At 66.9% G+C, this 18537-nt stretch carries 16 protein-coding genes, 1 pseudogene and 1 riboswitch; of the genes and pseudogenes, 7 read left to right on the top strand and 10 right to left on the bottom strand.

From position 1 onward, the window contains the following. Positions 1-118: 118 nt before the first annotated feature. From ACNI3Q_RS10610 to ACNI3Q_RS10590, 5 genes and pseudogenes are all read left to right on the top strand, one after another. Entirely contained in the window at positions 119-727 is a 609-nt protein-coding gene (locus tag ACNI3Q_RS10610) for a pyridoxamine 5'-phosphate oxidase family protein (RefSeq protein WP_426276459.1), read from the top strand. A gap of 53 nt (positions 728-780) precedes the next feature. Continuing rightward, positions 781-2571 carry an ABC transporter transmembrane domain-containing protein gene (locus ACNI3Q_RS10605; protein ID WP_426276457.1) on the top strand — a complete coding sequence of 597 codons (1791 nt, stop codon included), beginning with the start codon at positions 781-783 and terminating at the stop codon, positions 2569-2571. A gap of 81 nt (positions 2572-2652) precedes the next feature. Further along, positions 2653-3501: pseudogene (locus tag ACNI3Q_RS10600) on the top strand (glycoside hydrolase 43 family protein); the annotation flags it as partial. Then, positions 3481-4212 (top strand): beta-xylosidase family glycoside hydrolase, encoded by a 732-nt coding sequence (locus ACNI3Q_RS10595; RefSeq protein WP_426276694.1) that lies wholly within the window; start codon positions 3481-3483, stop codon positions 4210-4212. The pseudogene ACNI3Q_RS10600 and the gene ACNI3Q_RS10595, both read left to right, overlap by 21 nt. A 63-nt stretch (positions 4213-4275) precedes the next feature. After that, positions 4276-5445 (top strand): saccharopine dehydrogenase family protein, encoded by a 1170-nt coding sequence (locus ACNI3Q_RS10590; RefSeq protein WP_426276455.1) that lies wholly within the window; start codon positions 4276-4278, stop codon positions 5443-5445. A 9-nt stretch (positions 5446-5454) separates the two neighbouring features. On the opposite strand, the gene ACNI3Q_RS10585 is transcribed toward ACNI3Q_RS10590, so the two are convergent. Genes ACNI3Q_RS10585 through proS form a run of 3 tightly spaced genes read right to left on the bottom strand, consistent with a single transcriptional unit; the run spans position 5455 to position 9695 of the window. Beyond that, complete coding sequence (locus tag ACNI3Q_RS10585; RefSeq protein ID WP_426276453.1) at positions 5455-5778, bottom strand: hypothetical protein; 324 nt, start codon at positions 5776-5778, stop codon at positions 5455-5457. Beyond that, positions 5775-8117, bottom strand: coding sequence for a ribonuclease R family protein (locus tag ACNI3Q_RS10580; RefSeq protein ID WP_426276451.1), 2343 nt, complete (start codon positions 8115-8117; stop codon positions 5775-5777). The genes ACNI3Q_RS10585 and ACNI3Q_RS10580 overlap by 4 nt, the downstream gene beginning before the upstream one ends. A 45-nt stretch (positions 8118-8162) precedes the next feature. Next, positions 8163-9695, bottom strand: a complete 1533-nt coding sequence (gene proS / locus ACNI3Q_RS10575) for a proline--tRNA ligase (RefSeq protein WP_426276449.1) — start codon at positions 9693-9695, stop codon at positions 8163-8165. 214 nt (positions 9696-9909) lie between these two features. Here proS and ACNI3Q_RS10570 point away from each other — a divergent pair, with 214 nt between their 5' ends. After that, positions 9910-10806, top strand: coding sequence for a DMT family transporter (locus tag ACNI3Q_RS10570; protein WP_426276447.1), 897 nt, complete (start codon positions 9910-9912; stop codon positions 10804-10806). Here the strand turns inward: ACNI3Q_RS10570 and ACNI3Q_RS10565 are convergent. The 7 genes from ACNI3Q_RS10565 to ACNI3Q_RS10535 form a co-directional block, all read right to left on the bottom strand. Beyond that, complete coding sequence (locus ACNI3Q_RS10565; RefSeq protein WP_426276445.1) at positions 10781-11413, bottom strand: DUF938 domain-containing protein; 633 nt, start codon at positions 11411-11413, stop codon at positions 10781-10783. The two genes, ACNI3Q_RS10570 and ACNI3Q_RS10565, sit on opposite strands and share 26 nt — an antisense overlap. Then, entirely contained in the window at positions 11410-11850 is a 441-nt protein-coding gene (locus tag ACNI3Q_RS10560; RefSeq protein ID WP_426276443.1) for an ABA4-like family protein, read from the bottom strand. The genes ACNI3Q_RS10565 and ACNI3Q_RS10560 overlap by 4 nt, the downstream gene beginning before the upstream one ends. Before the next feature lie 30 nt (positions 11851-11880). Continuing rightward, positions 11881-13452 (bottom strand): aminomethyl-transferring glycine dehydrogenase subunit GcvPB, encoded by a 1572-nt coding sequence (gene gcvPB, locus ACNI3Q_RS10555; protein ID WP_426276441.1) that lies wholly within the window; start codon positions 13450-13452, stop codon positions 11881-11883. Further along, positions 13449-14807 (bottom strand): aminomethyl-transferring glycine dehydrogenase subunit GcvPA, encoded by a 1359-nt coding sequence (gene gcvPA / locus ACNI3Q_RS10550; protein WP_426276439.1) that lies wholly within the window; start codon positions 14805-14807, stop codon positions 13449-13451. Before gcvPA ends, gcvPB begins: the two co-directional genes overlap by 4 nt. 46 nt (positions 14808-14853) lie before the next feature. Further along, positions 14854-15225 (bottom strand): glycine cleavage system protein GcvH, encoded by a 372-nt coding sequence (gene gcvH / locus ACNI3Q_RS10545; protein WP_426276437.1) that lies wholly within the window; start codon positions 15223-15225, stop codon positions 14854-14856. Continuing rightward, on the bottom strand, positions 15222-16400 hold the full coding sequence (gene gcvT / locus ACNI3Q_RS10540; protein WP_426276435.1) for a glycine cleavage system aminomethyltransferase GcvT: 1179 nt from the start codon (positions 16398-16400) through the stop codon (positions 15222-15224). The genes gcvH and gcvT overlap by 4 nt, the downstream gene beginning before the upstream one ends. Positions 16401-16575: 175 nt before the next feature. Then, positions 16576-16666, bottom strand: a riboswitch (glycine riboswitch). A 111-nt stretch (positions 16667-16777) separates the two neighbouring features. Beyond that, positions 16778-17431 (bottom strand): hypothetical protein, encoded by a 654-nt coding sequence (locus ACNI3Q_RS10535; protein ID WP_426276433.1) that lies wholly within the window; start codon positions 17429-17431, stop codon positions 16778-16780. Between the two features lie 126 nt (positions 17432-17557). On the opposite strand from ACNI3Q_RS10535, the gene ispH reads away from it, so the two are divergent. Further along, the gene (gene ispH / locus ACNI3Q_RS10530; protein WP_426276431.1) at positions 17558-18514 is read left to right on the top strand and encodes a 4-hydroxy-3-methylbut-2-enyl diphosphate reductase; all 957 of its coding nucleotides are present in this window, start codon (positions 17558-17560) and stop codon (positions 18512-18514) included. Positions 18515-18537 lie beyond the last annotated feature (23 nt).

Here is an 18537-nt window from a genome sequence, read left to right as displayed (position 1 = left end):
CCTGATGTCCGCTTTTGCGGTTGAGGAGGGTTATACGCCCTGTCCGCTGCGGTGCAATGTGCCGAATACGCAGGCGCATCATTGCGGGACCTGAAGCCGCCGCTTTTCAATCCGCGTCGTGATCCCCATCTGCGGCGGTATGCAGCCATTTCCTGCCCATGCCGATGACCTTGATGCAACGCTGGACGAGGCATTTCGCCTATTGCGGCGCGGGGTGGTGGACCGGAAAAGCCCGTTCCGTACGCTGAACGTGGCGACGGTTGGCGCGGACGGCGTGCCATCGGTGCGCACCGTCGTCCTGCGCGGTTTTGATCCGGCGGCACGGCTGATCCGCTTTCATACCGACCGGCGCAGCGCCAAGGTGTCGGAAATCCAGCATCAGCCGCGCGTGGCGCTTCATGCCTATGACCGGGGAACGCAGGTGCAGTTGCGCCTGTCCGGCACCGCCGCCATCCACAGCGGCGATGCGGCGGCGGAGGCGGCATGGGCCCGCTCTGCCCCCGGTGCCCGCGCCTGTTACGCCATTCAGCCTGCCCCCGGCACGCCGGTATCCGCGCCCGTCCCCGCACCGGCGATCGAGGATGAGGAGCAGGCCCGCGCCCAGTTCGTGTTGGTCGAGGTGGTTTTCGACACGCTGGAATGGTTGTGGCTGTCATCCGCCGGGCACCGCCGTGCGCGGTTCGACTGGCGTGGCGACGTGCCGGCCGCAACCTGGCTGGTCCAGTAAGATTGACCAAAGTCCCGGTTCCAACCGGCGCGCGCATCGGCTAGGCCAGCGCCATGTCCGAAGCCGTTCCGACCGCCAGCCCGTCGTCTCCTCCGAAAAGAAAGCTGAGCAACCTCTCCATCGTCTGGCGTTACGTCGCGCGCTATCCGCTGCAACTGACGCTGGCGATCGTGGCGCTGATCGTGGCGGCATCGGCGACGCTGTACATCCCCTATACCTTCAAGCAGGTGGTCGATAACGGCTTTCGCGTCGGCGCGGACCCCGCCTCGATCGCGCCGTATTTCTATCGCCTGTTAATGGTGGTCGGCGTGCTGTCGATCGCGACGGCGATGCGATTCTTTTTCGTATCGTGGCTTGGCGAACGCACCGTGGCGGACCTGCGCATTGCGGTGCAGACCAATTTGCTGCGCCTTGCCCCCGGCTGGTTCGAGGAGAACCGCCCGTCGGAAATCGCGTCGCGGTTGACCGCCGATACGGCTGTGGTCGAACAGGTGGTGGGCACCACCGTGTCCGTCGCGCTGCGCAACCTGCTGGTTGGTATTGGCGGGATCATCTATCTGTTCGCCCTGGCACCGAAACTGGCAGCGATGCTGATCGTCGGCCTGCCGGTCATCATCCTGCCGATCGTCTGGCTGGGGTCCAAGCTGCGCCGGTTCAGCCGGACCAGCCAGGACCGGGTGGCCGATATCGGATCGACCGCGTCGGAAACGCTGGGCGCGATGAAGATCGTGCAGGCGTTCGGCCAGGAACGGCGCGAGGCGGATCGCTTTGCCGGAGCGGTCGAACGCGGCTTTGCCGCCGCCCGCCAGCGGTTCGGCACGCGTGCCATCATGACCGCACTCGTCATCGGCATCCTGTTCGGGGCGGTCACGCTGATCATGTGGGACGCGGTGACCGATGTCGCCAATGGCCGCCTGACCGGGGGCGCGATCACGGCGTTTGTCCTGACCGCCGGACTGGTGACCGGGGCATTCGGCGCGCTGACCGAGGTGTATGGCGACCTATTGCGTGCATCGGGCGCGGCTGCGCGGCTTGCCGAATTGCTGGCCGAAGAACCGAGCATCGCGCCGCCCGCCAATCCGGTTTCCCTGCCCCAGCCGCCCATTGGTTCGATCCGGTTCACCGGGGTCGGGTTCCATTACCCCACCCGCCCCGAAACCGCCGCGCTCAATGATTTCACGCTGGACGTAAAGCCGGGCGAGACGGTGGCCGTGGTCGGCCCGTCGGGCGCCGGCAAGTCGACGCTGTTTCAGCTCGCCCAGCGATTCTACGATCCCGAAGCGGGCGAGATTGCCGTGGACGGCGTGCCGATCCGGCTGGCCGATCCGGCGGAGGTGCGCACCCGCATTGCAGTGGTGCCCCAGGAAACGGTGATCTTTGCCGCATCGGCACGCGACAATCTGCGCTATGGCCGCTGGGACGCGGACGAGGATGACATCTGGGCAGCGGCCGCCGCAGCCAATGCCGCAGAGTTCCTGAAGGCACTGCCCATGGGCCTGGACACCTATCTGGGCGAGGGCGGCGCGCGCCTGTCCGGCGGTCAGCGGCAGCGCATTGCCATCGCCCGTGCGCTGCTGCGCGATTCGCCCATCCTACTTCTGGACGAGGCGACCAGTGCGCTGGACGCGGAAAGCGAGCGGCTGGTGCAGGATGCGCTCGACCGGCTGGTCCGGGGGCGCACGACATTGGTCATCGCGCACCGGCTGGCGACGGTCCGTTCGGCCGACCGGATCATCGTCATGGACGGCGGCCGGATCGTCGAAACGGGCACGCATGGCGAACTCATCGGTCAGAACGGCCTTTATGCCCGCCTGGCCAGCCTGCAGTTCAACGAAGCGGCCTGACCCCGCACAATATAATCAGACAAAAACCTTTACCCGGCCCCGCTCCGGTTCCATCCTGAAAAAAGGCAGGACGGAGGGGATATGCGCTTCATCATGACGGCACTGGGGATGGCGATCCTGGCCCTGCCGCCGGCAACAGCGATGCCACAGGTGTGGCAATCGGATCAGGGCGATGGCACCTATCGCAATCCCGTGCTCTATGCGGATTATCCTGACCCGGACATCATCCGGGTGGGCGCGGATTATTATTTCGTAATGACCACCTTCGCCAACGCGCCGGGCATGACCATCCTGCACTCGCGCGACCTCATCAACTGGACAATCGCCGGTCATGTCGTTCAGCGGCTGGACGGGCCTGAATATGATCTGCGCACTGGCAATGCCTATCGCCGTGGTCTGTTCGCCGCATCGATGCGCTACCATCGCGGCGAGTTTTTCATCGCGGTGACGCCGGTCGGCCACAATACCCGCCTGTATCGCGCGCGCGACGTGCGCGGTCCATGGACGATGACGCAGCTGAATCAGGCGGGGTTCGATCCCGCGCTGCATTTCGATGCCGATGGCACTGGCCATATCGTCAGCGCGACCGGCGCAGACGGAACGCTGACGCTGCATACGCTGGACGCCGGGTATCGCCGCATCCTGCGATCGGAAAGGATCGGCTATATCGAGGGGGCGGAGGGATCGAAGATCATCCGGCGCGGCGAATGGCTGTATCTGTTCAACGCGATCCCTCGGCGGCTGGGCCTTACCGTGTCGCGAGCGCGCAGCATCAAGGGGCCGTGGGAAACCCGCAACCAGATCGACGATACGACCGGCGGGCATCAGGGCGCGCTGGTCGACCTGCCCGATGGCAGCCATGTCGGGTTTGTCATGGTCGATGCCGGCGCGATAGGGCGGATGACGAACATCAGCCCGGTTCACTGGGTCGACGACTGGCCTGTCTGGGGCACGCCTGGTGCACCGGGCCGGGTACCCGAACGCGCGGCGAAGCCGATCGCCGGGCAGCATCTGGCGCAGCCACGCGCCGATGACGATTTCGCGGCCCCGCGCCTTGGCCTGCAATGGCAATGGAATCACAACCCGCAGGATGACCGATGGTCGCTGACCGAACGGCCCGGCTTTCTGCGGCTAAAGGCAACGAAGGCGCCCGAGTTGTGGCTGGCGCCCAACACGCTTGTTCAGAAAGCGCAGGGACCGCGCAGCCGGGCGATAGCGGCGATGGACCTTGCCGGGCTGAAACCCGGCGACCGGTGCGGCCTGACGCTGTTCGGCAAATATAGCGGCGGCATCCTGGCCGAGCGCAGCGCGGCGGGCGAGACGCTGCTGACGATGGAAGTGACCGAGGATCAGGGCAAGCAGCGCCGGGTTGATCGCCGTATCACCGCCCAGCCGGTCAAGGCGACGCGGCTGTGGATGCGTCTGGACATGGATTTCACCAGCAGCCGGGCGAGCGCCGCCTATAGCCAGGATGGCGAACGCTGGCAGGCATTGGGCGGCAGTTTCCCGATGCAGTTCGACTGGCGAACGGGCACCTTTCAGGGCGAACAGATCGCGCTGGCCTGCTACAATCCGGCCGCCGGCGACGGGCAAATCGATGTGGACTGGTTTCGCCTGATGCCCGGGCCCGCCGTGCCGTAGCGGACTGGCCAAGGCGGCGCATTGCGTCCAAACTCGGCTGCGTTCGGATCAAAGGAGAGGATCATGAGCCGCGAATTCGATATCATCGTCTATGGCGCGACCGGCTTTACCGGCCAGCTGGTGGCGGAATATCTGGTGCAGCATCAGGGCGACGGGCCGATCCGCTGGGCGATGGCTGGACGATCGCTGACCAAGCTGCAGGAAGTCCGCAGCGCCATCGGTGCGCCGGCCGACCTGCCGCTGATCGCCGCCAATGCCGATGATCCCGCCGCGCTGAAAGCGATGGTCGCGCGGGCCAGCGTCGTCATCACCACCGTGGGCCCGTATCAGTTGTATGGCGAACCGCTGCTGGCCGCCTGCGCCGAGGCTGGCACGGCCTATGTCGACCTGTGCGGCGAACCGGCGTGGATGCGGCAGATGATCGACAAATATGATGCCGCCGCGGCCAATTCGGGCGCGCGCATCGTCTTTTCCTGCGGGTTCGATTCCATCCCCTTCGACCTGGGCGTCCATACGTTGCAGGAGGCGGCACGCGCAAAGTTCGGCCGCCCGGCCCCGCGCGTCAAATGCCGGATCCGGGTGATGAAGGGCACCTTTTCCGGCGGCACCTTTGCCAGTGCCAAGGCGACCATGGCGGCGGCGGCGCGCGATCCCGGCACGTTCAAGCTGCTGCTCGATCCCTTTGCGCTGACCCCCGGATTTCGTGGGCCGGATCAGCCAAAGGGGATGCTGCCCGAATATGATCCGGCGGTCGGCGGCTGGGTCGCGCCGTTCATCATGGCGACGATCAATACCAAGAATGTGCACCGCACCAACGCGCTGCTCGATCACGCCTATGGCACCGATTTCGTCTATGACGAAATGGTCGTGGCGGGCCTGGGCGACATGGGCAAGGCGGCGGCAGAGGCGCTGGCCAAGCTCAATCCCATGGCGGGCGACAAGGGGCCGAAACCCGGCGAGGGACCGTCAAGGGAGGAGCGCGAGGCCGGCCATTACGACATCCTGTTCATCGGCGAGATGGCGGATGGCGCGCGGGTCGAGGCGGTCGTCACCGGCGACCGCGACCCCGGCTATGGATCGACATCCAAGATGATCGCCCAGAGCGCGCTGTGCCTGCTGCGCGACGTGCCGGTCGAGGGCAATGGCGGCGTACGGACTGCCGGCGGCCTGATGGCGGAACCGCTGCGCAAGCGGTTGATCGACCATGCCGGCCTGACCTTTACGGCGGGATAGGCGCGCGCCCTACCAGCGATAGAGGAACAGCACGCCGACCGCGACGAGCAGGGACAGGGCGATGGCGATCGGCACCTTGTTCAGTTCGCGCCGCTTCAGCTCGGCACCCAGCCGGTCCATGTCCAGCCAGTAATGGCCGGGCGCCGTCTGGCGGATAACACCCGCACGGACCAGCGTCTGAAACTCCTTCAGCTCGCGCGGCCCTGGCGGGCGATATTCGATGGCATCGTCCGGCGTGATCGCGTGCAGCGCCATGAAATGCGCGCGCACCCGATGGCGGGCCGTTGCGGCGGCATTGACGATGCCGGCGCGGATGGGATCGGAATTGCTCACCGCTTTCGCCCCTGATGCCGGATATTGCCGGGCCTTCCCCGCCGGTGGATAACCCGTTTCGGCCCGCGGCCATTGCCGCCGCGCGGCGGTGCCTCGCCCGCCGACCCCTTGCCGTCGGGCAGTTCGAAACGGAGCGCGCCCGACACGGGATTGGCCTCGACCAGGCGCAGCTTCAGCCGCTGACCCAGCGAAAACGCCTCCCCGCTATGTTCGCCGACCAGTTGGCGGGCGCCCTCGTCATAACGGAAATATTCGCGGCCCAGGTCGCGGGCGGGGACCAGCCCGTCGCCGCCGATCCCGTCGACCGTCGCAAAGAAACCGAACGGCTGAACCCCGGTGATCCGCGCATCCAGCACTTCGCCGACATGGGTCGACAGATAGGCCGCGACATAGCGGTCGATGGTATCGCGTTCCGCCTCCATCGCGCGGCGTTCAAGCGCGCTGATCCCCTCGCCCACCCGCTCCATCTCCGCCGGATCGGGCAGGCTGCCGCCCGGCCCCAGCCGATGCGCCTCCACCAGCGCGCGGTGGACGACCAGGTCGGCATAGCGCCGGATCGGCGAGGTGAAATGGGCATAGCTGCCCAGCGACAGTCCGAAATGGCCGTGGTTGGCGGGCGCATAATAGGCCTGGGTCTGGGTGCGCAGGATCTGCTCCATCACCTGCTGCCGGTAATCCACCTCGCCCAGCCGGTCGATGATGCGGTTGAACGTCGCGGGCCGGATCACCTGACCCAGCGCAAAGGGCAGGTCGAAGGTTTCCAGATAATCCTTGAGCGCGACCAGCTTTTCACGCGCCGGCGGTTCGTGCACGCGGTACATGCACGGCGCCTTTTTCACCTCCAGCGCCTTGGCGGCGGCGACATTGGCGGCGATCATGTAATCCTCGATCAGCTTGTGCGCGTCCAGCCGCTCACGCGGCGCAACCGACAGGATGCGGCCTTTCTCGTCCAGCACGATGCGCCGTTCCGGCAGGTCGAGGTCCAGCGGCTCGCGGGCGTCGCGGGCCTTGTTGAGCGCAGCCCAGCAGTCCCACAGCGGGCGGAGGATGGGAAGCAAATCCTCCCCGGAACGGGGAGGGGGACCATGCGAAGCATGGTGGAGGGGGGGTGCTTCATCGGGCGTCCTGTGCTGCGAGCCCCCTCCATCACCGCCTTCGGCGGCGGTCCCCTTCCCCGTTCCGGGGAGGATCTGGTCGATCGCCGCCTGTGCATCCTCATAGGCGATGTTGGCCGCCAGCCGGACGACCGCGCGGGTAAAGCGCCAGCCCTTGATCGTCCCGTCCTTGCCGATGGTCAGGTGACAGGCGAGCGCCGCGCGATCCACGCCTTCCTTCAGCGAACAGACATCGGCCGACAGGATTTCGGGCAGCATCGGGACGACACGGTCGGGGAAATAGACGGAATTGCCCCGCTTGCGCGCCTCCCGGTCCAGCAGCGATCCGGGGCGGACATAGAAACTGACATCGGCGATTGCGACGATGGCTTTCCATCCCCCTGCATTGCCGGAATCGTCATCGGGCGCGGCCCAGACGGCATCGTCATGGTCGCGCGCATCGGCGGGATCGATGGCGACGATGGGCAGGTGGCGCAGATCCTCCCGCCCGTCGCCCAGCGGCTGGCGAGCGGATTTCTCGGCTTCTTCCAGCAGGTCCTCGGCAAAGACGTGCGGGATTTCATGCTTGTGGATCGCCACCAGCGAAAAACTGCGCGGGGCAAAGGGGTCGCCCAGCCGCTCGACCACCTTTGCCGTGATGCGCGGCGGCCGCCCGGCCTTTTCGGCCAGCACCAGGTCGCCCGGCTCTGCCCCGCCAGCATCGGAGACGGGGAAATCGCGCCGCTCCTTTTTCTCAACGCCCTGCAGCCACAGCCGGTCGCCCTCGCGGTGCAGCACGCCAAGCATCAGCGCCTGGGACGGGGCGAGCTTCTTCATCGGATGGGCGATCCATCCCTTCCCCGCCTCTTCCGTCCGGGCAAGTACGCGGTCGCCGACGCCCAGCGCGGACGAGCGGCTGCGTTCGCGGATGCGCACGCGGGGCATGGGCACGGCCTCTGCCTCCCACCGTTCGGGTTCGGCCCAGATATTGCCGCCGTCATCAACATCGACGATGCGCAGCACCGTCACCTTGGGCAGGCCACCCATGGCGTGAAAGGCGCGGCCCGGCGCGCTGTCGATCAGCCCTTCGTCGCCCATGTCCTTGAGCAGCGCCTTCAGCGCGATCTTCTCATTGCCCTTCAGGCCAAAGGCGCGCGCGATTTCGCGTTTGCCCGCCGGGGTGTCGGACTTGGCGATGAAATCGAGGATCTGCTGCCGCGTCGGCAGGCCGGGGGGAAGTGCCATGGGCCGGACATAGGCTGTCCGGCCGCCGACGTCACCTGTCCCGGATCAATATGCGCGCGCGACCAGGATGCGCTCGACCGCAGGCTCGCCGGTAAAGATGCAGGCACCCGTGGCGGGGGCGGCATCATTCGGCACGTTGCGGAAGGTGAGCTTCAGCGCCTTCAGCCGCTCGACCACCTTGTCCAGCGCAGCGCCGGTCGGCCGCGACCAGCTGACCTCGACCCAGCCGGGATAGCGGTTGCCCTCGGCAAAATGCGCCTCGATGCCGGCAAAGTCGGTCACGTCGCGGCGGATATTCGCCTCCAGCCGCTCGCGCGCCTGTCCGTGCAGCGATCCCTGAATTTCGGCCAGCAAGGCCGATGCGCCGTCGATGAAATCCCCGCGCGGCTGGACGGTGCTGTCCAGCTTGCCATCCGGGCGATACAGCCGGTCGCGGCGGATGACCGACACATTGCCGCCCGCCTGATCGCGCGGGCCAACCTCGACAATCACCGGCGCGCCCTTCTTCACCCATCCCCAACGTTTGGTCGCCGCCTTTGCGGGCTTCAGGTCGAGCAGCGCGCGCACCGGCTCGCCCAGCGCGGTCTGCCCGGCCAGTGCGGCCTGAAGCTCGCGGCAATAGGCGATAACCGCCTCATCCTCCGGCCCGTCGCGCAGCATGGGCACGATCACCACCTGCCACGGCGCGATGGCGGGCGGCACGCGTAGGCCATCGTCGTCGCCATGCACCATGATGACGCCGCCGATCATGCGGGTGGACACACCCCAGCTGGTCGTCTGCGCCAGCTCAAGCTCGCCATTCGCGTTCTGGAACCGGATGTTCTGCGCCGATGAAAAGGTGGTGCCAAGAAAGTGGCTGGTGCCGGCCTGCAGCGCCTTGCCATCCTGCATCATCGCTTCGATGGAATAGGTCGATACGGCGCCGGGAAACCGTTCATTCTCCGGCTTCTCGCCCGCAACCACGGGCAGTGCCAGACAATCCTCGGCAAAGCTGCGATACACCTCCAGCATCTTCATCGTTTCCTCGCGCGCCTCGTCCACCGAAGCGTGCGCGGTATGCCCCTCCTGCCACAGGAATTCGGACGTGCGCAGGAACATCCGCGTGCGCATTTCCCAGCGCACGACATTGGCCCACTGGTTGATGAGGACGGGCAGATCGCGCCACGACTGAACCCAGCGGCTGAACGCGGCGCCGATCACCGTTTCCGACGTCGGCCGCACGACCAGCGGCTCCTCCAGCTTGGCGGCGGGATCGGGCACCAGCCGCCCGTCCTGCTGGATCAGCCGGTGGTGCGTGACGACGGCCATTTCCTTGGCAAATCCGTCGACATGCTCCGCCTCCTTTTCGAAATAGGAAAGCGGGATGAACAGCGGGAAATAACAGTTTTCATGCCCCGTCGCCTTGATGCGATCGTCCAGCAGCCGCTGCACCCGTTCCCAGATGCCATAGCCCCAGGGCCGGATGACCATGCAGCCGCGCACACCGCTTTCCTCGGCCAGATCGGCCTCGGCGATGACTTGCTGATACCAGGCGGCGAAATCGGCTTCGCGCGTGACGGACAGGGCGTGCTTGATCATGGGCCAAGCGGATAGCAGCGCAGGCGCATGGGGCAAGGGGGTGCGGGAGCGGCTGTGACCAGATCGCCCCAACGCCGCTCGTCCTGAGCCTGTCGAAGGACGAATCCCCGGTCGAGCGGGGAAGCATCCTTCGACAGGCTCAGGATGAGCGAGTTTGGGATAGGCGATCGCTGTGATCGCTCGACATGGCGGCAGGAACGGGTATGGCCGGGCCATGCCCGCCGAACGCATCCTGACCGGCATCGGCCTGCGGTTGCTGGCCATTTTCCTGCTGTCGGCAATGACCGCGCTGGTAAAGCTGGCGGTTCAGCGCGGGGCGACGCTGCCCGAAACCATGTTTTATCGCCAGCTTGCCTCGCTGCCGGTCGTGCTCGCCTTTGTCGCGGCGGGGCCGGGGCTGGCGTCGCTCCGCACGCAGCGGTTCGGCGCGCATCTGCGCCGGGCGGTGGTGGGAACGGTGGGCATGGTCTTTACCTTTGGTTCGGTCCTGCTGCTGCCGCTGGCCGAGGCGACGGTCCTGTCGTTCACCGTGCCGATCTTTGCCACGATCATGGGCGCCCTGTTCCTGAACGAGCGGGTGGGCGTGCACCGCTGGGGCGCGGTGATCGTAGGGTTTGTCGGCGTGCTGATCGTCGCCCAGCCATCGGGCGGGCATTTTCCGCTGGTCAGCACCGTCGTCGGGCTGCTTGCCGCCCTGTTCGTCGCGGTGGTCGCCATCCTGCTGCGCCAGATCGGCCAGACGGAACCGACCGGCACCACCGTCTTCTGGTTCGCCACCCTGTCGCTGGTGCCGTTATCCATCGCCTATGCCGTGGTGGCGCGCGCGCATGATCCGCTGACCTGGGCACTGCTGATCGGGACCGGGGTGGTCGGCGGGATGGGTCAGCTTGCGCTGACCGGCGCGGTCCGCTTTGCGCCCGTCAGCGCGGTGGTGCCGATGGACTATTCCGGCCTGATCTGGGCCACTTTGCTGGGCTGGACCCTGTTCGCCGCCCTGCCCACATCGACCACATGGTTGGGCGCGCCGATCATCATCGGGTCGGGCCTGTATATCGCGTGGCGGGAGCGGCGACGCAGCGCCCCGGTCACTGGCGGCGGAACACCAGCATAAGGTTGTTGGCGGGCATTTCGATCCGCTCCGTCAGCGCAAGCCCTTGCGCGGCCCCCGCCTCTGCCATCGCCGCCACGGACCTGAGCCCCCAGCGCGCGTCCCGTTCCTTTAGCGACCGGTCGAACGCCAGGTTCGACGCCGCCGTTTCGACCCCGTCCTGCACAAACGGGCCATAGAGGATCAGCATCGCCCCGGCCGCCAGCACCCGCCCCGCCCCCGCCATCAGTCCGGTCGACGCCGCCCATGGCGCGATATGGACCATGTTGGCGCAGAACAGCGCATCCGCCCGATCGACCGGCCATTCCGGGGCGGCGGCATCGATCATCACCGGTGGGCGGACATTGGCCATGCCGTCCGTCCAGGCCGCAATCGATGCTAGCGCCGCCGCGTCCGGATCGCTGGGTTGCCAGGTCAGCGCGGGGAACAGCGGCGCGAAATAGGCGATATGCTCGCCCGACCCGCTCGCCACCTCCAGCACCGTACCGCTGGCGGGCAGCAGCGCGCGCAGCTCGATCAGGATGGCGTCACGGTTGCGCAGCGTCGCCGGCGCGTGCTTGCGCACATCCGGACCCGCCTCGCCCGGCGTCCATGGGGCAGGTCCGGTCACAGGCGCACAGGCCGCTGACCGCGCGACAGGGCCAGGTACAGCAGCAATCCGGCGGGCCCCGCCAGAAAGCACAGGATCAACGGCACCACCTGAACCCATCGCCGCATCCCGATCCGGTCCGCATCGGATGCGATCCACAGCCCGGTCATCAGGTCGAACGCCAGATAATGGGTCCAGCCGATGACCACGCCGCCATCGGTAGCAAAGATCGCACGGATGCCCGCAATGGTGCTGAAATCAGGGGCCGGGCCGTCGGCCGTGCCGAACGCGCCGGACAGGGCAAGCGCGATCAACACGGCATAGAGCGCGCACAGCCCACCGACCACGCCCCAGCGCAGCGCCGGGATCAGCCAGCGCGGCCGGGGTGCGAACACCAGCGGCAACCAGGCCAGCAGAGCAATCAGGTTGACGATGCCGAACAGCGTCTCCCACGTCATCGGCATCGCCTTTCCTGATCGTCGCTCCGGTTACTCCGCCGCCTCGGCCAGCGGCGCGTCCTTCCACACGAGCACCGGCTTGCGCGCGGCCTGCGTTTCGTCCAGCCGCCGGCGCGGGGCGAAATGCGGCGCGGACTTCAGGCTGACATCACCCGCCTTGGCCCGCTCCGCCACACTGCGCAGCGCGCCGATGAACTGATCCAGCGCCGCCTTCGATTCCGTTTCGGTCGGCTCGACCAGCATCGCGCCATGGACGACCAGCGGGAAATAGACGGTCATGGGGTGATACCCCTCGTCGATCAGCCCCTTGGCCACGTCGAGCGTCGAGAAACCCTCGGCCAGGTTATCGTCGCTGAACAGCGCCTCGTGCATGCACGGCCCGCTGGCGGCGAACGGCGCGTCCAGCACGCCTTCAAGGCTGCGCAGGACATAATTGGCGTTGAGGACGGCGTCCTCCGCCACCTGCTTCAGCCCGTCGGCGCCGTGGCTCAGGATATAGCTGAGCGCGCGGGTGAACATCCCCATCTGGCCATGAAACGCGACCATGCGGCCAAAGCTGTCGGCATGATGCTCGCCCGCCGTTTCTTCCTCGACCAGGCGAAACCCGTCCGCGGTCTTTTCCACGAACGGCAGCGGGGCGAACGGCGCCAGCGCCTCGGACAGGACGACCGGGCCGGAACCGGGGCCGCCGCCGCCATGCGGGGTCGAGAAGGTCTTGTGCAGGTTGATGTGCATGGCATCGACGCCCAGGTCGCCGGGGCGGACCCGGCCGACAATGGCGTTGAAGTTCGCGCCGTCGCAATAGACATATCCGCCCGCCGCGTGCACCGCGTCCGAAATCGCGCGCAGATCGCGCTCGAACAGGCCGCAGGTGTTGGGGTTGGTGATCATCACGCCCGCCACGTCCGGGCCAAGCCGTGCCTTCAGCGCCGCAAAATCCACGCGGCCTTCGGGCGTTGCCGGAATATCCTCGACCGTAAAGCCCGCAAATGCGGCCGTTGCCGGGTTGGTGCCATGCGCGCTTTCCGGCACCAGGATCACCTTGCGGGGATCGCCGCGCTTTTCCAGCGCCGCCTTGATCGCCAGGATGCCGCACAGCTCGCCATGGGCGCCTGCCTTGGGGCTCATTGCGACGGCGTGCATCCCGGTCAGCGTGATCAGCCAGTGCGCCAGTTCGTCGATCAGGCCGAGCGCGCCCTGAACCGTGTCCACCGGCTGAAGCGGATGGATGTCGGCAAATCCGGGCAGCCGCGCCATCCGCTCGTTCAGGCGCGGATTGTGCTTCATCGTGCACGACCCCAGCGGGAACAGGCCAAGGTCAATGGCATAATTCTGGCGGCTGAGGCGGGTATAGTGCCGCACCGTTTCCGGCTCTGCCAGACCGGGCAGGCCAACCGGCGCACGGCGGGCAAGACCGCCCAGCCGGTCGGCGACCTCCGGTGCCGGGGCGATGTCGACGCCGGTCGTCTCGGTCGATCCGATTTCGAAGATCAGCGCCTCTTCCAGCATCAGCGCGCGGTTCCCGGTAAAGGTCCCCGCCGTTTCGCTGCCCGCGCCATTGCCCATTTCCGGGCGCCATCCGCTCTGATTGATCGCGTTCATGCCAGCACCTCCTGAAGGCCGCTTGCCAGCGCCTCGATATCCTCGTCCGTCACCGTTTCCGTCACCGCCACGACCAGCCCGTTCGCCAGCGCATCGTTGCCGGGATAGAGGCGACCCAGCGACACCCCGGCCAGCACGCCGCGATCGGCGAGCGTGCGGACGACGGGGCGCGCTTCCTTGCTCAGCTTGACGGTAAATTCGTTGAAGAACGCGTCGTTGACGATCTCCACCCCCGGCACGCTGGCCAGCCGGTCGGCCACCTGCACCGCGCGGGCATGGTTAAGGGCGGCCAGATCGCGCAGCCCCTTTTCCCCCAGCAGCGTCATGTGCACCGAAAACGCCAGCGCACACAGGCCGCTGTTGGTGCAGATGTTGCTGGTCGCCTTTTCACGGCGGATATGCTGTTCGCGCGTCGACAGCGTCAGCACGAAACCGCGCTTGCCCGACGCATCGACCGTTTCCCCGCACAGCCGGCCCGGCATCTGCCGCACCAGCTTGTCGGAACAGCCGAACAGCCCGACATAAGGTCCGCCGAACTGCAGACCGACGCCCAGCGACTGCCCCTCGCCCACCACAATGTCCGCGCCCATTTCGCCGGGGCTGCGGATCGCGCCCAGCGCCACCGGTTCGGTGACGACGACGATCAGCAGCGCCTTGTTGGCATGACAGGCATCGGCCAACGGGGTCAGATCCTCGATCCGGCCCAGAATGTCCGGATACTGAACCACGACACAGCTGGTGTCACCGTCGATCTGCGCGATCAGCTCCGCCTGATCGGTCTGCGGGGTCAGCGCAGGCAGGCGCGTGATCAGCTGATCGCCGGTATATTTCGCCATGGTGTTGGCAACCGAGACATAATGCGGGTGCAACCCGGCCGACAGGATCGCCTTGGCTCGCCGCGTCACCCGGCGCGCCATGCCGATCGCCTCCCAGCACGCGGTGGACCCGTCATACATTGACGCATTGGCCACATCCGTGCCGAACAGCCGCGCAACCTGCGTCTGGAATTCGAACAGCATCTGCAGCGTGCCCTGCGCGATTTCCGGCTGATAGGGCGTATAGGCGGTCAGGAACTCGCCGCGCTGGATGATGTGGTCGACCGTCGCCGGCACATGGTGGCGATAGGCACCGCAGCCAAGAAAGAACGGCACCTCGCCCGCAACCGTGTTTTTGGCGGCCAGCGCCTTCAGATGGCGTTCGACCGCCATTTCACTGGCATGATCGGGCAGGCCGCGGATCGGCCCGTCCAGCCGCGCCTGTTCGGGCACGTCGACGAACAGATCATCGATGGTGGCCGCACCGATCGTGGCCAGCATCGCCGTGCGGTCAGTCTGGGTCAGGGGGAGGTAGCGCATTCTTTTTCCTTCCGCCCTTCCCGTCGGGGAAGGGACGATGATGGGATCACAGCTTGCTGACGAATTCCTGGTACTTCACTTCGTCCATCAGCGCGTCGAGCTCCGACGGATCGGACAGAGTCATCTGCCAGAACCAGCCCTCGCCCTCCGGATCCTCGTTCACCAGCGCGGGATTGTCCTCCAGCGCCGGATTGCCCTCGATCACGGTGCCGCTGGCGGGCGAATAGACGTCGCTGGCGGCCTTGACGCTCTCGACCACCGCGGCATCGTCGCCCTTGCTCAGTTCCTTGCCCGCTTCCGGCACCTCGACGAACACGATGTCGCCCAGCTGGCTTTGCGCGTAATCAGTGATGCCGACCGTGGCGACTTCGCCGTCCAGTTCGATCCATTCATGGTCTTCGGTGAAGTAACGGCTCATTTCGCGGCTCCTGTGCGAACATAGCGGTGGGGAACAAAGGGCATGGGCGTGACGGTGGCATGGTGCACCTTGCCACGCTGGCTCAGCACAATCTGGGTGCCCGGCTCGGCGGACGCGGCCGGGACATAGGCCATGGCGATGGGCTTGCCGACGCTGGGGGCAAAACCGCCGCTGGTGACGCGGCCGACCTCGCTGCCCTCGGCATCCACAACGGCCGCGCCCTCGCGCACCGGCTGGCGTCCCTCGACGATCAGGCCGACCCGGCGCACGATGGGACCATCGGCCAGTTGATGCGCAATGCGATCAAACCCGGCATAGCCGCCCGTCTCGCGCCGCTTTTTCGACAGGGCAAAGCCCAGATCGGCCTCAACGGGCGTCGTGTCGGGATCAAGGTCGTGGCCGTACAGCGGCAACCCCGCCTCCAGCCGCAGCGAATCGCGCGCGCCAAGGCCGATCGGCTTGACCTCCGGCTGTTCGCACAATGCATCGGCCAGCGCGGCGGCATGGGCGGCGGGCACCGAAATCTCGAACCCGTCCTCGCCGGTATAGCCGGAACGCGACACACCGATATCGATGCCGTTCCAGCGATAGGGCGAGGCCTGCATGAAAGCGAGCTGTTCAACGCGCGGCCAGCCCGCCTCGACGGGTTCCAGCCCCAGCCGGGCCAGCGCGTCCACCGCCTTTGGTCCCTGCAGCGCCAGCAGCGCATGATCGTCCAGATGATTGAGCGTGATTTCGTCGGGCAGATGCTCGCGAAGATGCGCGATATCGTCCCATTTGGTCGCGCCATTGACGACCAGATACAGACCGTGCCCGGTATTCGTGACCATCAGGTCGTCCAGCACACCGCCATTGTCGGCCAGCAACAGCGTATAGCGCACCCGTCCCGCCTTCAGCGCGGAAATATCGCCCGGCACCAGCGCCTCCAGCGCCTGTGCCGCGCCCTCGCCGGTCAGCGTCAGCTGGCCCATGTGCGACACGTCGAACAGGCCCGCACTGTCGCGCACCCACAGATGTTCGGCCATGATCCCGTCGAACTGCACGGGCATCCAGTATCCGGCGAACGGCACCATCCGGCCGCCGCGCGCGCGATGCCAGGCATCCAGCGGCAGGGTGAGGGTTTCGGGCAGCGCGTCGTCGCCTGCTGCACTGTCGATGTCGATGACTTCGCTCACTCTGTCGGTTCCCGCGCGACGGACGAAGAACGGCAGGAACCGGCGCGTCGCTGTGGCGCCTGATCCAACCGCCCCCTCTGTCACGGGACCTGAGAGTTTTGATCCGCGCGGGCGACCCGGCGGACTTACCCCTTCGGTGGCCCCGGCACCGGGCCGGGACGCTTTCCAGAGTGTCGTGGCACGCGCGGTCCGCTTTGCCTGAGAGTTTCCGGGGCGGTTGCTCCTTCGGCGGTGGGATTGAACCCACACTCTCCCGCGCTGCCGATACCGGTTGCCCGGCGCCGACCCGTCAACCTGTGACGCGGTGCAACAGGCGAGTCAATCGAGGATCGCGACGATCCGATCGAATCTGTGGACAGCCGGGATGATCGCCGGGATCAGCGGGTGACGTTGTACGCCAGCTGCGCCTCGGTCAGCTGAAAACCGACCAGCGCCTCGAACGTCGCGGCGCGCACCGCATCGCGCACTTCGGGCTGGCTTAACGGATCGACGGCGGCGTCCTCGTCGCCCGCGCGGCGGCGGCGGGTCAGCTGCTGCCGGACCTCTTCGGGCAGCGTGGCGGCGGACAGGTTCACCACGGCCGTCCCCTGACCACGCGCCTGCGCCCGCGGCTCACCCGCCGGAAAGGTCAGCGTCGCCTCTGCCACGCGCTTGCTCACCACCTGGCTGCCGCCGCGCAGGACGGTGACGAAATAGGGCACGGTCACGGTGCGGGCCGCATCGGTGCGCGTCCGCCGGGCCAGAATGTCAAAGGTCAGCTCGCTGACAATCTCGCCATTCACGGTGCCGCACTGCGCGCGGACATTGGTGATGACCGCCGTCATGTCGATCGCGCTCGCATCCTGGCTGCCGGCCGGATCGAACAGGGTGATGTCGCCGGCACCGGCAACGACGCCCGTCGTCGGGCAGGCCGAACGCACCGCGCTGACGCCCACGCCCTGGCCCACCTCCAGTTCGCCCGTGCGGGAACAGCCCGCCAGAACGGCCGCCAGAACGAACAGGGCGGGAATGGCGGCTTTGGCTGGCTTCACGATGGGATACTTTCTGCAACGGGCGAACGACGGGCCGATCCGGGAACGTGCAAGGCCCCGGCCGGGCGGCGCGCACCATAGGAACCGCCTTTCGCCTTCGCAAGCAATCGCGTAAAGGCCGATGCCATGACCAGCACCGCAAAGCCAGCCATCGACCTGCTCATCGCCGCCCCGCGCGGCTTTTGCGCGGGCGTCGACCGCGCCATCCGCATCGTCGAGCTTGCGATCGAGAAATATGGCGCGCCCGTCTATGTCCGGCACGAAATCGTCCATAACCGGTTCGTCGTCGATACGCTGAAGGCGCAGGGCGCGGTGTTCGTCGATGAACTGGACGAGGTGCCGGACGGCGTGCCGGTGGTGTTCAGCGCGCATGGCGTGCCAAAGGTGGTGCCGGCCAAGGCGCAGGAACGCGGCCTTTCCTATCTGGATGCCACCTGCCCGCTGGTGTCCAAGGTGCATCGCCAGGCCGAGCGGCTGGTCGCGGCGGGCCGCCACATCCTGTTCGTCGGCCATGAAGGGCATCCGGAAGTGATCGGCACCTTTGGTCAGGTGCCGGACGGGTCCATCACCCTGATCGAAACGGTCGAGGATGCCGAGGCGCTGACCCCCGCCGATCCGGAAAACCTCGCCTTTCTGACGCAGACCACGCTGTCGGTCGATGATACCGCCGCGGTGCTCGAAGTGCTGACCCGCCGCTTTCCCGGCATCGTCGCGCCGAAGGCGGACGACATCTGCTATGCCACGTCCAATCGTCAGGCGGCGGTCAAGGCGATCGCCTCCTCGGTCGATCTGGTGCTGGTCATCGGCGCGCCCAATTCGTCGAATTCGCTGCGGCTGGTCGAGGTCGCCAAGCGCGAGGGGACCAATTCCCGGTTGATCCAGCGCGCGGCCGACCTTGATTTCGCGTGGCTGGAGGGGGTTCGCTCGCTGGGCATCACGGCTGGCGCATCGGCCCCGGAAGTGCTGGTCCGCGAAGTGGTGGAGGCCATTGCCGCCCGGTTCGACGTCACCGAGCGCGAGGTGGAGACGACGCGGGAGGACATCGCCTTCAAGCTGCCGCGCGGACTGGAAGAAGCGGCCTAGTTCAAGCCGGACGGGGACAGGGG

The organism is Sphingomonas eleionomae (assembly GCF_049889035.1).
GTDB lineage: Bacteria > Pseudomonadota > Alphaproteobacteria > Sphingomonadales > Sphingomonadaceae > Sphingomonas.
The sequence above is the reverse complement of the archived record's forward strand: the minus strand, read 5'-3'. Positions and strand labels throughout refer to the sequence as shown.